Origin of the sequence: Pelagerythrobacter marinus, from assembly GCF_009827515.1 — a bacterium.
Lineage (GTDB): Bacteria > Pseudomonadota > Alphaproteobacteria > Sphingomonadales > Sphingomonadaceae > Pelagerythrobacter > Pelagerythrobacter marinus.
The window spans coordinates 177,607-191,220 of sequence record NZ_WTYO01000003.1 but is presented as its reverse complement, the minus strand read 5'-3'; the positions used below and the strand labels follow the sequence as shown (position 1 = coordinate 191,220).

General features: G+C 68.1%; 14 protein-coding genes and 1 tRNA gene. 10 read left to right on the top strand and 5 right to left on the bottom strand.

Translation table 11 applies throughout. The features are described from left to right. The first annotated feature begins 45 nt into the window (after window positions 1–45). From petA to GRI72_RS07970, 6 genes are all read left to right on the top strand, one after another. The gene (gene petA, locus GRI72_RS07995) at window positions 46–633 is read left to right on the top strand and encodes a ubiquinol-cytochrome c reductase iron-sulfur subunit (RefSeq protein WP_160733384.1); all 588 of its coding nucleotides are present in this window, start codon (window positions 46–48) and stop codon (window positions 631–633) included. A 17-nt stretch (window positions 634–650) separates the two neighbouring features. After that, entirely contained in the window at window positions 651–1,943 is a 1,293-nt protein-coding gene (locus GRI72_RS07990) for a cytochrome b (protein WP_160733383.1), read from the top strand. A gap of 27 nt (window positions 1,944–1,970) precedes the next feature. Continuing rightward, window positions 1,971–2,831, top strand: coding sequence for a cytochrome c1 (locus GRI72_RS07985; RefSeq protein WP_160733382.1), 861 nt, complete (start codon window positions 1,971–1,973; stop codon window positions 2,829–2,831). Window positions 2,832–2,904: 73 nt separating this feature from the next. Beyond that, window positions 2,905–3,441, top strand: coding sequence for an adenine phosphoribosyltransferase (locus GRI72_RS07980; protein WP_160733660.1), 537 nt, complete (start codon window positions 2,905–2,907; stop codon window positions 3,439–3,441). Between the two features lie 77 nt (window positions 3,442–3,518). Continuing rightward, complete coding sequence (locus GRI72_RS07975; protein WP_160733381.1) at window positions 3,519–5,372, top strand: cation:proton antiporter; 1,854 nt, start codon at window positions 3,519–3,521, stop codon at window positions 5,370–5,372. A gap of 17 nt (window positions 5,373–5,389) precedes the next feature. Next, window positions 5,390–5,980: an OmpA family protein gene (locus GRI72_RS07970; protein ID WP_160733380.1), complete on the top strand. Its 591-nt coding sequence runs from the start codon at window positions 5,390–5,392 to the stop codon at window positions 5,978–5,980. A gap of 3 nt (window positions 5,981–5,983) precedes the next feature. Here the strand turns inward: GRI72_RS07970 and GRI72_RS07965 are convergent, their stop codons facing one another. From GRI72_RS07965 to cysD, 3 genes are read right to left on the bottom strand one after another with little or no spacing between them, the layout of a single operon-like run. Continuing rightward, entirely contained in the window at window positions 5,984–6,721 is a 738-nt protein-coding gene (locus GRI72_RS07965; protein WP_160733659.1) for a 3'(2'),5'-bisphosphate nucleotidase CysQ, read from the bottom strand. 2 nt (window positions 6,722–6,723) lie between these two features. Next, a complete protein-coding gene (gene cysN / locus GRI72_RS07960) occupies window positions 6,724–8,649 on the bottom strand; it encodes a sulfate adenylyltransferase subunit CysN (RefSeq protein WP_160733379.1) in 1,926 nt (641 codons plus the stop codon). Next, entirely contained in the window at window positions 8,649–9,593 is a 945-nt protein-coding gene (gene cysD, locus GRI72_RS07955) for a sulfate adenylyltransferase subunit CysD (protein ID WP_160733378.1), read from the bottom strand. The genes cysN and cysD overlap by 1 nt, the downstream gene beginning before the upstream one ends. A gap of 141 nt (window positions 9,594–9,734) precedes the next feature. Here cysD and GRI72_RS07950 point away from each other — a divergent pair. Then, window positions 9,735–9,808: transfer RNA gene (locus tag GRI72_RS07950), tRNA-Gly, on the top strand. Window positions 9,809–9,987: 179 nt separating this feature from the next. Here the strand turns inward: GRI72_RS07950 and GRI72_RS07945 are convergent. Together GRI72_RS07945 and panC are read right to left on the bottom strand one after the other, a co-directional pair. Next, window positions 9,988–10,089, bottom strand: a complete 102-nt coding sequence (locus GRI72_RS07945) for a helix-turn-helix domain-containing protein (RefSeq protein ID WP_160733377.1) — start codon at window positions 10,087–10,089, stop codon at window positions 9,988–9,990. Window positions 10,090–10,138: 49 nt separating this feature from the next. After that, on the bottom strand, window positions 10,139–11,005 hold the full coding sequence (gene panC, locus GRI72_RS07940; protein WP_160733376.1) for a pantoate--beta-alanine ligase: 867 nt from the start codon (window positions 11,003–11,005) through the stop codon (window positions 10,139–10,141). Window positions 11,006–11,062: 57 nt separating this feature from the next. Between panC and GRI72_RS07935 the strand changes: the two genes are divergently transcribed. Genes GRI72_RS07935 through pgmG form a run of 3 tightly spaced genes read left to right on the top strand, consistent with a single transcriptional unit; the run spans window position 11,063 to window position 13,606 of the window. After that, window positions 11,063–11,890: a division plane positioning ATPase MipZ gene (locus tag GRI72_RS07935; RefSeq protein ID WP_160733375.1), complete on the top strand. Its 828-nt coding sequence runs from the start codon at window positions 11,063–11,065 to the stop codon at window positions 11,888–11,890. A gap of 3 nt (window positions 11,891–11,893) precedes the next feature. Continuing rightward, window positions 11,894–12,193: a J domain-containing protein gene (locus tag GRI72_RS07930; protein WP_337191154.1), complete on the top strand. Its 300-nt coding sequence runs from the start codon at window positions 11,894–11,896 to the stop codon at window positions 12,191–12,193. 9 nt (window positions 12,194–12,202) lie between these two features. Next, a complete protein-coding gene (gene pgmG, locus GRI72_RS07925) occupies window positions 12,203–13,606 on the top strand; it encodes a phosphoglucomutase/phosphomannomutase PgmG (RefSeq protein WP_160733374.1) in 1,404 nt (467 codons plus the stop codon). Window positions 13,607–13,614: the final 8 nt, after the last annotated feature.

Here is a 13,614-nt window from a genome sequence, read left to right as displayed (position 1 = left end):
GCGGGCCGGATCAGGGCAAGACACGTCGGAACTAAGGCAGAACTGATGGCTGATACGACTGGCGCCGCGACACCCGAAGCCGTCGCCGATCCGCACGATGCGGGGCATGGCGATGGGGTGCACCGGCGCGATTTCATCAACATTGCGGCGGTCAGCGCCGCGGGTTTCGGCGGGGTCGCGGTTCTCTATCCGCTGATCAGCCAGATGGCGCCTTCGGCCGACGTTCTTGCCGAGAGCACGACCGAGGTCGACGTTTCGGCGATCGAGCCGGGGCAGTCGATCAAGGCGATCTTCCGCAAGCAGCCGCTGTTCGTGCGCCGCCTGACCGAGCGCGAGATCGCCGAAGCGAACGCGGTCGATGCCAGCTCGCTGCGCGATCCGCAGACGCTGCAGGAACGGACCAAGGAAGGCCACGAGGACGTGCTCGTGACGATGGGCGTGTGCACCCACCTCGGCTGCGTGCCGCTGGGTGCGGCCGAGGGTGAGAACAAGGGCGAATTCGGCGGCTATTTCTGCCCCTGCCACGGTTCGCACTACGACACGGCAGCGCGCATCCGCAAAGGCCCGGCGCCGACCAATCTCGAAGTGCCGGAATACGAGTTCACGTCCGACACCGTGATTCGCGTCGGCTGAGGAGCGAGAGACAGAAAATGAGCTTCCCTTGGGCCAAGGAATATACGCCGACCAACCCGGTCATGAAATTCTTCGACGAGAAGCTGCCCCTGCCGCGGCTCGTCTACAACGCGGTGGGCGCCGGCTACCCGGTGCCGCGCAATCTCAACTACATGTGGAATTTCGGCGTCTTCGCCGGGTTCTTCCTCGTCCTGCAGATCGTGACCGGTATCGTCCTGGCGATGCATTACGCATCCGACGCCACCGTCGCCTTCGGCAAGGTCGAACACATCATGCGCGACGTGAACTGGGGCTGGCTGATGCGCTATGCCCACGCGAACGGCGCAAGCTTCTTCTTCATCGTCATCTACATGCACATCTTCCGCGGGTTCTATTACTCCTCGTACAAGGCGCCGCGCGAGATGGTGTGGCTGCTGGGCGTGGTGATCTTCCTGCTGATGATGGCGACCGCCTTCATGGGCTACGTCCTTCCCTGGGGGCAGATGAGCTTCTGGGGCGCGAAAGTGATCACCGGCCTGTTCGGCGCGATCCCCGTGGTGGGCGAGCCGCTGCAGGTCTGGCTGCTGGGCGGGTTCGCCCCCGATGACGCGGCGCTCAACCGCTTCTTCTCGCTTCACTTCCTCCTGCCCTTCGTGATCGCGGGCGTCGTGATCCTGCACATCTGGGCGCTGCACATCCCGGGGTCTTCGAACCCCACGGGTGTCGAGGTGAAGAGCGAGAGCGACACCGTGCCGTTCCACCCCTATTACACGGCAAAGGACGGCTTCGGCCTCGGCGTGGTCCTGATCCTGTTCGCGATCATGGTGTTCTTCCTGCCGAACGCGCTGGGTCACCCGGACAACTACATCGAGGCGAACCCGCTCTCGACCCCGGCGCACATCGTGCCCGAATGGTACTTCTGGCCGTTCTACGCGATCCTGCGCGCCTTCACGATGGACTTCATCCTGCCGGCGAAGCTGTGGGGCGTGATCGCGATGTTCGCCGCGATCCTGCTGTGGTTCTTCCTGCCCTGGCTCGACCGTTCGCCGGTGCGCAGCGGCCACTATCGCCCGCTGTTCCGCAAGTTCTTCTGGTTCGGCCTGATCCCGGCGATGGTCGTGCTGTTCTGGTGCGGCGGGGCCCCGGCGGAAGAGCCCTACGTCATGCTCAGCCAGCTGGCGACGGCATATTACTTCCTGCACTTCCTGGTGATCCTGCCGCTCGTCTCCTCGTTCGAGAAGCCCGAGCCGCTGCCCTACTCGATCACCGAGGCCGTGCTGGGGTCGGACAAGAAGGCCGTGCTCGGCGAAAACACCAAGCCCGCGACCTGAGTTGAGGACGAGAGAAAGAGACGCACAATGATCCGGCCTATCGCAATCCTCGTCGGTCTCGGCTTCAGCATCGTGGTGCTGCTGGCCTTCGTCACCGGCGCCTATACCTGGGCGACCGAAGAGACCCAGCCTTCCGCCGAGTACGAGTTCTACCTCGCGCCCCACGGGCCCGAGGGCGGGTTCCAGCACGACGGCCCGCTGGGCACCTGGGACGTGGCCCAGCTCCAGCGCGGGTACCAGGTGTACAAGGAAGTCTGCGCCGCCTGCCACAGCCTCAAGTACGTCGCGTTCCGCGACCTCGCCGGGCTGGGTTACACCGAAGGCCAGATCAAGGCCGAGGCGGCGAGCTACCAGGTGCCGGGCATCAACCCGGACACCGGCGAAGACACGTTCCGCCCGGGCCTGCCGACCGATTACTTCCCGTCGCCCTATCCCAATGCAGTGGCGGCGGCCGCGGCCAACAACAACGCCGTTCCGCCCGATCTCTCGCTGATCACCAAGGCGCGGCACCACGGCACCGAGTACGTCTATTCGCTGCTGACCGGCTATGGCCCGATCCCCGAGGAGCTGAAGGCGGAATTCCCGGATTTCGACACCCCGCCGGGGCTGCACTTCAACCAGTACTTCCCCAACCTCAACCTGGCGATGGCGCCGCCGATCACGGCCGATGGCCAGGTGACTTATGCCGAGGGGAACCCGGAACCGACGATCCGCCAGATGAGCGCCGACGTCGCCGCCTTCCTGACCTGGACCGCCGAACCCAAGCTGGTCGAGCGGCGCCAGACCGGCTGGCCGGTGCTCGGCTTCCTGATCTTCGCCACGATCCTGGCCTTCCTCGCCAAGAAGCAGGTCTGGTCGAGCGTGACGCCCCGGCGCGAACGCGACTGAAGCGGCCTGCAGCGCGCAGCATGATGCCCCCCTCCATCCACCGCGATGCGAGGGGGGCTTCGCATTGGGCATGATGACACCCGACGAACTCAAGGCGATCGTCCGCACCGTGCCGGACTTCCCCGCGCCGGGCATCCGGTTCCGCGACATCACGACCCTGATCGGCCACGGCGAAGGCTTCGCCGCCGCGGTGGCGCACCTTGCGGACCGCGCGCGTGCCGCCGGGGCGGAGGCGGTCGCCGGGATGGAGGCGCGCGGTTTCATCTTCGGTGCCGCGGTTGCCGTCACGCTCGGCGTGGGCTTCGTCCCGGTGCGCAAGCCGGGCAAGCTGCCGGTCGAGACGATCTCCGCCGATTATGCGCTCGAATACGGGTCCGACCGGCTGGAGATCGATCCCGGCGCCGTGGCCGCGGGGCAGAAAGTGGCGATCGTGGACGACCTGATCGCCACCGGCGGCACGGCGCTGGCGGCCGCCGCGCTGCTGCGGAAGGCCGGCGCGCAAGTTCCGGCGGCGCTGTTCGCGATCGACCTGCCGGATCTCGGCGGCGCGGACCGGCTGCGCGCCGAGGGGATCGCGGTGGAGGCCCTGATGCAGTTCGAGGGCGACTGAGGGATCGGCGGGCCGGCGGGATAGAAAACGCGGCTGGCGCGTTGGTTCGGGGCGGCAGAGGGGAACACTCCGAAACGATGGAAGAACAGGCACTCGTCATCGCCCTCGTGGGTGTGCTGGGAATCGGTGCCCAGTGGGTTGCCTGGCGCACCGGCTGGCCGGCGATCGTCCTGATGCTGGCCGCGGGTTTCCTCGCCGGGCCGGTGCTCGGCCTGTTCGATCCCGAACACGCCTTCGGCGAACTGCTGGAGCCGATGGTCGCGATCGGGGTCGCCCTGATCCTGTTCGAGGGCGGGCTGAGCCTCGACTTGCGCGAGCTTCGCCACGCCGGCGACGCGGTCTGGCGGCTGGTGCTGTTCGGCGTGCCGATCGGGTGGCTGCTGGGCAGCTTCGCCGGCTATTACATCGCCGGCCTCGTCTGGCCGGTGGCGATCCTGTTCGCCGGCATCCTGGTCGTCACCGGGCCCACCGTCGTCCTGCCAATGCTGCGCCAGTCGAACGTCCAGCCGCGCCCGGCGGCGGTGCTCAAGTGGGAAGCGATCGTCAACGACCCGATCGGCGCGCTCTGCGCGGTCATCGCCTACGAGTATTTCCGCATGGTCGCCGCGGCGCCCGATGCGACGGTGGTGGACGTGGTGCCGCCGATGATCATCGCCGCGATCCTGGCGGCGGGCATCGGCTATGTCGCCGCGCGCTTCGTCGCCTGGTCGTTCCCGCGCGGGCTGATCCCGGAATACCTGAAGGTGCCCGTACTGCTGACGATGGTGATCGGCGTCTTCGTCCTCAGCAACAAGATCGAGCACGAGGCGGGGCTCGTCGCCGTGACCGTCATGGGCGTGGCACTGGCGAACATGAACGTCTCCAGCCTCCGCTCGATCCACCCGTTCAAGCAGAACATCGCCGTCCTGCTCGTCTCGGGCATCTTCGTCCTGCTCTCCGCCTCGCTCGACTACAGCGAACTCAGCTATCTCAACTGGCGCTTCGGGCTGTTCCTGCTCGCGCTGCTGTTCCTCGTCCGGCCGCTGACGATCCTCACCAGCCTGCTGTTCAGCTCGGTGCCGTGGAACGAGCGGCTCTTCCTCGCCTGGATCGCGCCGCGCGGAATCGTGCTCGTGGCGATCTCGGGCCTGTTCGCGCTGCGCCTGTCCGATCTCGGTTATGCCGACGGGGAAGTGCTGATCGGCCTCAGCTTCGCGGTCGTCGTGGCGACGATCGTCGCGCACGGTTTCACCGTCAATCTCGCCGCGCGGTTGCTGGGGGTGAAGGGGACCAGCCGCCCGGGCCTGCTGATCGTGGGCAGCACGCCGTGGACGATCGCGCTGGCGCAGGAGATGCAGTCGCTCAAGACCCCGGTGATGATCGTCGATTCGAGCTGGCAGCGCCTCGCCCCCGCGCGCCGGGCCGGGCTGCCCTATTACCACGGCGAGATCCTCAACGAGGCGACCGAGCACAATCTCGACCTCTCGCCGTTCCAGGTGCTCGTCGCGGCCACCGATAACGAGGCGTACAACACGCTCGTCTGCAACGAGTTCGCTTACGAGATCGGGCGTGACACCGTCTATCAGCTGGGCGAATCCGCCGACGAGGCGGACAAGCACGCGATCCCCGCGTCGCTGCGCGGCCGCGCGCTGTTCGAATCGGGCTTCGGCGTCGCCGACGTCAACGAACGCCAGGCCAAGGGCTGGGTCTTCCGCAAGACCAAGCTTTCGGACGAGTTCGACTTCGACGACGCGCAAGAGGTCCTGCCCGACGAGGGGCACCTGCTCCTGCTGGTGCGCAAGGGGGGCACGCTGCGCTTCTTCACCCATGCCATGCGGCCCGATCCGCGCCCCGGCGACACGATCATATCCTTCACCCCGCCCAAGAGCCGGCCGGCGGGGGAAACGACGCGGCGGCCCGCCGGCGGCGAGCCGGGCGCCCAGCCGGCATGATCGAGAGGACCAGAAGCATGAAACGATGGCTCGCGACCGCGGCCGCGCTCGCTCTGGCAGGATGCGAAGGCCGCGAGGCCCCCGCCCCCGAGCCGAGCCCCGTGCCGACGACGACCTCCGCCTCCATCATCCGGCCCGACGTCGAGGTGGAGCGGATCGCGCCCGCGCTGGAGCCGCTGGAGGCCAGCGTTACGTTCGCCGAGGGTGGCGACACGCTGTCCGACGACGCGCTCGCGGACCTGGAGGCAATCATGGATTCGCCGCAGATGGAGGCCGGGGGGGATATCGTCCTGCGCGGTCACACCGATTCGCTGGGCGATGACGAGGCGAACCTGCGCGTATCGCGCCGCCGGGCGGAGCTGGTGCGCGACTGGCTGGTCGAGCGCGGCGTCGATCCGCAGCGGATCGGCGTGGTGGCGCTGGGCGAACAGCGCCCGATCGCGCCCAATGCCCACCTCGACGGATCGCCGGACGAGGCGGGGCGGGCCGCCAATCGCCGGGTCGACGTGTCGATCGCCGTGCCCGGCGACGCGGCGGGGGCCGCCGAAGAAGCGACCCCGACGCCCGCGGCGGACACGGCCGCCGCGGAGGATGCCGCGGCCAGCTAGCGCTCAGGAGGCGCGGCGCACTTCCTCCAGCACCCGCTCGGCCCATTCGGGGCGGCAGATGAGCAGGTCGGGCAGGGCGGTGTCGGGCCCGTTGTAGCGCAAGGGGCTGCCGTCGATCCGCGAACAGTGCAGCCCGTGCGCCGCCGCGACCGCGACCGGCGCGCAATTGTCCCACTGGTACTGCCCGCCGGCGTGGAGGTAGATCTCCGCCGCGCCGCGGACGACCGCCATGGCCTTGGCCCCGGCCGAACCCATCGCCACCAGCTCGCCGCCGATCGCCCGGGCCACCGCTTCGGCCTGGGGCGCGGGACGGGTTCGGCTGACGACCAGCCGCGGGCGTTCGGGTGCCGGCCCGGGCGGGGCGGTGCGGTCGCTGCGCAGGATCTCGCCGCCGTTGAGCCCGGGCAGCGCGACCGCGCCCACTTTCGCCTCGCCGCCGATCGACAGGCCGACGTGGACCGCCCAGTCGGCCCGCGCCTCGCCATATTCGCGCGTGCCGTCGACCGGGTCGATGATCCAGACGCGGTCCTTGTCCAGCCGGGTCAGCGTGTCGCGGCTTTCCTCCGACAGGATGCCGTCGTCGGGCCGCTGGGCGCGCAGCGCGTGGAGCAGGAAGCGGTTCGACACCTCGTCGCCCGCGCTGCCGAGCTGCTTGCCCGCGAACAGGCCGCTTTCGCGCACTTCGATCAGGATACGGCCGGCAGTGCGCGCCAGGTGCGCGGCCAGTTCGGCGTCGGTCATCGTCATTTCAGCGGCAGTATCCTGGAAATGATGTAGTCGGCGGCTTCTTCCACCGTCATCTCGACGGTGTTCACGCGGATTTCCGGGTTCTCCGGTTCCTCGTAAGGGCTGTCGATCCCGGTGAAGTTCTTCAGCTGCCCGCTGCGCGCCTTCTTGTACAGGCCCTTCACGTCGCGCGCCTCGGCCACTTCCAGCGGGGTATCGACGAAGATCTCGATGAACTCGCACTCGTCCATCATCTCGCGCACCATCTGCCGTTCGGCGCGGAACGGGCTGATGAAGGCGGTCAGCACGATCAGGCCGGCGTCGGTCATCAGGCGGGCGACTTCGCCCACGCGGCGGATATTCTCGATCCGGTCCGCCTCGGTAAAGCCGAGGTCCTTGTTGAGCCCGTGGCGCACGTTGTCCCCGTCGAGCAGGAAGGTGTGCCGGTTCATCAGGTTCAGCTTCTGCTCCACCGCGTTCGCGATGGTGGACTTGCCCGATCCCGACAGGCCGGTGAACCACAGCACGCGGGGGCGCTGGTTCTTCATCGCCGCGTGGTCTTCGCGCGTGATCGTGGTCGGCTGCCAGTGCACGTTCTGCGCCCGCCGCAGGCTGAAATGCAGCATGCCGGCACCGACCGTGGCATTGGTCATCTTGTCGATCAGGATGAACCCGCCCAGCGTACGGCTGTCGGCATAAGGTTCGAAGACGATCGGCCGCTCGGTGCGCAGCTCGGCGACGCCGATCGCGTTGAGGCCCAGGGTCTTCGCCGCGAGCCGCTCCAGCGTGTTGACGTTGATCTCGTACTTGGGCTCCTGCACCGTGGCGGTGACGGTCTGGGTGCCGAGCTTGAGCCAGTAACCGCGCCCGGGCTTGAGCGCCTCGTCGCTCATCCAGACGATCGTCGCCTCGAACTGGTCGGACGTCTCGGGCGGGTCGTCGGCGGCCGCGATCACGTCGCCGCGCGAACAATCGACCTCGTCGGCCAGGGTCAGCGTGACCGACTGGCCGGCCACGGCCTCCTCGCGCTCGCCATCGAAGGTGACGATCGATTTGACGTGCGTGGTCTTGCCCGACGGGACGACGCGCACCGGGTCGCCCGGCTTGACGGTGCCGCCTGCCAGCAGCCCCGAGAAACCGCGAAAGTCGAGGTTGGGCCGGTTGACCCACTGCACCGGCATGCGAAACGCCCGCGCCTGCGCGGCGGCATTGGCGATCTCGACCGTCTCGAGGTGCTCGACCAGGCTCGGCCCTTCGTACCACGGCGTCGCCGGCGAAGGGGCGGCGGTGATATTGTCGCCCTTGAAGCCGGAGATCGGGATCGCGGTGAAATCCTCGATCCCGATTTCCTCGGCGAAGGCGCGATAGTCGGCCACGATGCTGTCGAACGTCTCGCGGTCGTAATCGACCAGGTCCATCTTGTTCACCGCCAGAACCAGGTGGCGAATGCCGATCAGGTGCGCGAGGTAGGAATGGCGGCGCGTCTGCACCAGCACGCCCTTGCGCGCATCGACCAGGATCACCGCGAGATCGGCGGTCGAAGCCCCGGTGACCATGTTGCGCGTATATTGCTCGTGCCCCGGCGTGTCGGCGACGATGAACTTGCGCTTCTGCGTCGCGAAAAAGCGATACGCGACATCGATCGTGATGCCCTGCTCGCGCTCGGCCGCCAGCCCGTCGACAAGGAGGGCGAAATCGAGATCCTGGCCCTGGGTGCCGACTTTCCTCGAATCCGCCTCGAGGCTGGCGAGCTGGTCTTCGAAGATCATCTTCGAATCGTAAAGCAGCCGCCCGATCAGCGTGGACTTGCCGTCGTCCACGCTGCCGCAGGTGATGAAGCGCAGCAGGCCCTTGTTCTGGTGCTGCTCCAGGTAGGCGTCGATATCCTCGGCGATCAGGCTGTCGGCCTTGTAGGCCGGTTCGTGCGAAGCGTCGCGGGCCATCAGAAATACCCCTCCTGCTTCTTCTTCTCCATCCCGGCGCCGCCCTCGTCCTTGTCGATCGCGCGCCCCTGGCGTTCGCTGGTGGTGGTCAGCAGCATTTCCTGCACGACCTCGCTCAGCGTCGAGGCCTCGCTCTCGACCGCGCCGGTCAGCGGGTAGCAGCCGAGCGTACGGAAACGGATCGACCGCATGACCGGCTCTTCCCCGGGCGCGAGCGGGAAGCGCTCGTCATCGACCATCAGCAGCAGGCCATCGCGCTCGACGGTCGGGCGCGGCGCGGCGAGGTAGAGGGGGACGATCTCGATCCCTTCGGCCATGATGTATTGCCAGATGTCGAGCTCGGTCCAGTTGGACAGGGGGAAGACGCGGATGCTCTCGCCCCTGGCCTTGCGCGCGTTGTAGAGGTTCCACAGCTCGGGGCGCTGGTTCTTCGGGTCCCAGCCGTGGCTGGCGGTGCGGAACGAGAAGATCCGTTCCTTCGCGCGGCTCTTTTCCTCGTCGCGCCGCGCGCCGCCGAAGGCGGCGTCGAACCCGTAATGGTCGAGCGCCTGTTTCAGCCCCTGGGTCTTCCACATGTCGGTGTGGAGCGGGCCGTGGTCGAACGGGTTGATTCCGCGCTCCATCGCCTCGGGGTTGTGCCAGACGTGCAGCTCCATCCCCGCCTTCTCGGCCATCCTGTCGCGCATCTCGTACATCGCGGTGAATTTCCACGTCGTGTCGACGTGGAGCAGCGGGAAGGGCGGGGGCGAGGGGTGGAAGGCCTTGCGCGCCAGGTGGAGCATGACCGCGCTGTCCTTGCCCACGGAATAGAGCATGACGGGGCGCATGGCCTCGGCCGCGACCTCGCGCATGATGTGAATGCTCTCGGCCTCGAGCCGTTCGAGATGGGTCAGTCGACGCATGACGTTATGAGAAAGGTTCTGCCACTGCTGGGGATCGGCCATGCTGGCTAGCGCATCGGCAGATCGCGGCAAAAGCGGATTTGCTTGGGGGGCGGCAAGGTCAGCCTGCCGGAAAGGCGCCGCAGCGGCCAAACGCGATATTGCGAATCCGCGCCGATGATGGCAACGGAAGGTTCGGAGCGAGCGGGTATAGCTTAGTGGTAAAGCCCCAGCCTTCCAAGCTGGTTATGCGGGTTCGATTCCCGCTACCCGCTCCAGCCCTTCCGTTCGTATCCGGCCTGCGTCGCGTCCAGGATGCCCGGGGGTAACCGGGCCGCGGCACATCATGGCATGGGCGGGGTTCCGATATGGACTGCGCCCTCGAAAGGTCCGCTCTCCACGATATGCACCTGGGCATTCGCGAACGTCTGCGCGATCTGCGCGATCGTACTTTCCTTCACGCCCCGCTGCCCGCTTCGAACCGTTGCAGCATCGGTTTGCTGATGCCGGACTGCGCGGCGAGATCCGCCAGCGTCCAACCGAGGCCGGCCCTCGCCATCCGGGACTGTTGCGGCGTGATAGTCCGGTGTTTCGATGACACCGCGCTGTCAGCCAGGTCGCGGGCTGACCGGCATGTTGTCGATCAGGCGCGTGCCTTCGATCCGGGCGGCGACGAGCAGGCGGGCGGGGCGCGGGCCGAGGGATCGAAGGGGGGCGAGGCTCTCGGCATCGGCGAGCTCGGCGTAGTCGATCGGGGCGAAGCCAGCCCCGGCGAGCGCTTCTGCCAGCGCGGCCAGCGTCGGGCCGACATCCTCGCCGGCCTCGATCCGGGCGATCGCCTCGCGCATCGCGCGCGGCAGGGTGGCGGCCCGGGCGCGGGCCTCGGCCGAAAGGTACCGGTTGCGGCTCGACATCGCGAGGCCGTCCGCCTCGCGCACGGTCGGTACGCCGACGATCGCGTCGGCGCGCGGGGCGAGGAGATCGAGGTCGCGCGCCATGCACCGGATCACGGCCAGTTGCTGCCAGTCCTTCTCGCCGAACAGCGCGAGGTCGGGCCGGACCTGGTTGAACAGCTTGCACACGACCGTGGCGACCCCGTCGAAGTGCCCCGGGCGGCTCGCGCCGCAGAACCCCTCGCTCACGCCGGCAACGGCAACCGAGGTCGCGAAGCCCGCGGGATACATCGCCGCCACCGACGGGGCCCAGAGCAGGTCGACCCCCTCGGCCTCGAGCATTCGCGCGTCTTCGGCCAGCTGCCGCGGATAGGCGTCGAGATCCTCGTTCGGGCCGAACTGGGTCGGGTTGACGAAGATCGACACCGCGACCCGGTCGGCGCGCCTGCGCGCCTCGCGCACCAGCGTCAGGTGCCCTTCGTGCAGCGCCCCCATCGTCGGCACGAGGGCCAGCGCGCGCCCGCCGTCGCGCAGTTCGGCCACGGCCGTTCTCAACACATCAAGCTCGGTCGCGGTTTGCACGGGCCGGGGGCCTCCGATAAAGCTGGCGGGGCGCCACCTAGCCTCCGGCGCCCGGCAATGACAACAGACAGGAAGCCTGCACCCGTGCCCGACCAGCGTCCCCATCGGATCGTCTTCGCCAACGAGAAGGGCGGGACCGGCAAGTCGACCACCGCGGTCCACGTCGCCGTGGCGCTGGCCTATCGCGGGGCGCGGGTCGCTGCGCTCGATCTCGATTCGCGCCAGCGCACGATGCACCGCTATTTCGAGAACCGGGGCGAGACGGAAAGCCGCCGCGGGATCGAGCTGCCCGGCGCGCACTGCGAGGTCTTCCGCGGGCAGGACGCGGAAGAGCTGGAAGGCGCGCTGGAGCGGCTGGGCGCGGGCGTGGATTTCATCGTCGTCGACACGCCCGGGCGCGACGATCCGCTGGCCCGCCACGCGGCGACCGGGGCCGATACCCTGGTGACCCCGCTCAACGACAGCTTCGTCGATTTCGACCTGATCGGGCAAGTCGATGCGGAAAGCTTCAAGGTTCGGCGGCTGAGCTTCTATGCCGAGCTGATCTGGGAAACGCGCAAGACGCGGGCGCTCCAACGGCGGCAGGAGATCGACTGGGTCGTGGTGCGCAACCGGACCGGCCACGTCGAGGCGCGCAACATGCAGCGGATCGAGCGCGCGCTGACCGAACTGTCCAAGCGCGCCGGTTTTCGCGTCGCGCGCGGGCTGTCCGAACGCGTGATCTACCGCGAGCTGTTCCCCTCCGGCCTCACCCTGCTGGACAAGGGGCACCTTGGCGAACTGGGCACCAGCCACCTCGTCGCCCGGCAGGAACTGCGCACGCTGGTCGCCGGGCTCCACCTGCCCGAACCGGCGCGCCGATCGCCCGAACTCGAGCTGGCCTGACGCGTGCTGCGGCTGATCGTCATCGCGGCGGTCGTGTCGATCGGCTGCAGGATGATCTTCGGCAAGTGGCCGTGGGATTACCTGCGGATGCGTTCGGCGCGGGGCCAGGCGGTCGTGCGCGCGCGCCGCCTGCTGGGCGTGGGCGAGAATGCCGATCACGGGGAAATAATCGCCGCGCACAAGCGTTTGGTCGCCGTGGTGCACCCGGACCGGGGCGGCACCGCCGCGCAGGTGCACGAGGCCAACGCCGCGCGCGACCTGCTGCTCGATCATCTGCCCCGTCGCGGGCTCGACCAATCGTGAAGGATACGCATGGCGCACCAGTTCCATTCCACCGTTCTGCGCGAATACGACATTCGCGGTATCATCGGCGAAACGCTCGGCCCCGATGACGCGCGGGCCATCGGCCGCAGCTTCGCGACGCTGCTGCGCGAGGCAGGCGGCAGCAAGGTCGCCGTGGGGTACGACGGGCGGGTCAGCTCGCCGACGCTGGAACATGCCCTGATCGAAGGCCTCACCGCCAGCGGCTGCGACGTCGTGCGGATCGGCATGGGGCCGACGCCGATGCTCTATTTCGCGGAAGCCTCAGCCGATGACGTGGACGGCGGCATACAGATAACCGGCAGCCATAATCCCGCCAATTACAACGGCTTCAAGATGGTATTCCAGGGCCGGGCCTTCTTCGGGCAGGATATCCAGCGGATCGGGCGCCTGTCCGCCGACGGGGCCTGGAGCGACGGGACCGGCGAAGTCGAATCGCGCGAGATCATGGCGACATATGTCGATCGGCTCCTCGCCGGGCTCGACGGGATCGACCGCTCGGCGTTCGACGGCCTGCGGGTCGGGTGGGATGCCGGCAACGGCGCGGCCGGCCCCGCGCTGGAGGCGCTGGCCGCGCGCCTGCCCGGCGAACACCACCTGCTCTACACCGATGTCGACGGCAATTTCCCGAACCATCATCCCGATCCCACGGTCGAGGAGAACCTGTCGGACCTGCGCGCGATGGTCGCGGAAAAGAACCTCGACTTCGGGGTCGCATTCGATGGCGACGGCGACCGGATCGGGGCGATCGACGGGCAGGGGCGGATCATCTGGGGCGACCAGTTGCTGGCGATCTTCGCGCAGGACCTGCTGGCGCGGCAGCCGGGGGCGACGGTGATCGCCGACGTCAAGGCCAGCCGGGCGCTGTTCGACCAGGTCGCCGACCTCGGTGGAAAGCCGGTCATGTGGAAGACGGGCCACTCGCTGATAAAGTCCAAAATGAAGGAAACTGGTGCTCCCCTGGCCGGGGAGATGAGCGGCCACGTCTTCTTCGCAGACGAATACTATGGCTACGACGACGCGCTCTATGCCGGGGTGCGCCTGCTCGCGGCGAGCGCGCGGCTGGGCCGGTCGGTCACCGCGCTGCGCGGCGCAATGCCGGAGATGATCAACACGCCCGAAATGCGCTTCCAGGTCGACGAGGAACGCAAGTTCGCCGCGATCGACGAAGTCCGCGCCCGGCTGGCCGAGGGGCCGGCCGACGTCGACGGCACCGACGGCGTGCGCGTCACCACCGAAGACGGCTGGTGGCTCCTGCGGGCATCGAACACGCAGGACGTCCTCGTTGCGCGGGCGGAAAGCGATAGCGAGGAAGGGCTCGCGCGCCTCATGGCGCAGATCGACGAGCAGCTCGCGCTCTCGGGGCTGGAACGCGGGGCCCAGGCGGGACACTGATTGCGCGG

Excerpts from the sequence above, each read along its gene's own strand:
- GRI72_RS07965 (WP_160733659.1), bottom strand. The coding sequence starts at position 6,721 with ATGACCGACGCCGAACTGGCCGCGCACCTGGCGCGCACTGCCGGCCGT.
- GRI72_RS07975 (WP_160733381.1), top strand. The coding sequence starts at position 3,519 with ATGGAAGAACAGGCACTCGTCATCGCCCTCGTGGGTGTGCTGGGAATC.
- GRI72_RS07945 (WP_160733377.1), bottom strand. The coding sequence starts at position 10,089 with ATGGCGAGGGCCGGCCTCGGTTGGACGCTGGCGGATCTCGCCGCGCAG.
- cysD (WP_160733378.1), bottom strand. The coding sequence starts at position 9,593 with ATGGCCGATCCCCAGCAGTGGCAGAACCTTTCTCATAACGTCATGCGT.
- petA (WP_160733384.1), top strand. The coding sequence starts at position 46 with ATGGCTGATACGACTGGCGCCGCGACACCCGAAGCCGTCGCCGATCCG.
- GRI72_RS07990 (WP_160733383.1), top strand. The coding sequence starts at position 651 with ATGAGCTTCCCTTGGGCCAAGGAATATACGCCGACCAACCCGGTCATG.
- GRI72_RS07985 (WP_160733382.1), top strand. The coding sequence starts at position 1,971 with ATGATCCGGCCTATCGCAATCCTCGTCGGTCTCGGCTTCAGCATCGTG.
- pgmG (WP_160733374.1), top strand. The coding sequence starts at position 12,203 with ATGGCGCACCAGTTCCATTCCACCGTTCTGCGCGAATACGACATTCGC.
- GRI72_RS07970 (WP_160733380.1), top strand. The coding sequence starts at position 5,390 with ATGAAACGATGGCTCGCGACCGCGGCCGCGCTCGCTCTGGCAGGATGC.
- GRI72_RS07980 (WP_160733660.1), top strand. The coding sequence starts at position 2,905 with ATGACACCCGACGAACTCAAGGCGATCGTCCGCACCGTGCCGGACTTC.
- cysN (WP_160733379.1), bottom strand. The coding sequence starts at position 8,649 with ATGGCCCGCGACGCTTCGCACGAACCGGCCTACAAGGCCGACAGCCTG.
- GRI72_RS07935 (WP_160733375.1), top strand. The coding sequence starts at position 11,063 with ATGACAACAGACAGGAAGCCTGCACCCGTGCCCGACCAGCGTCCCCAT.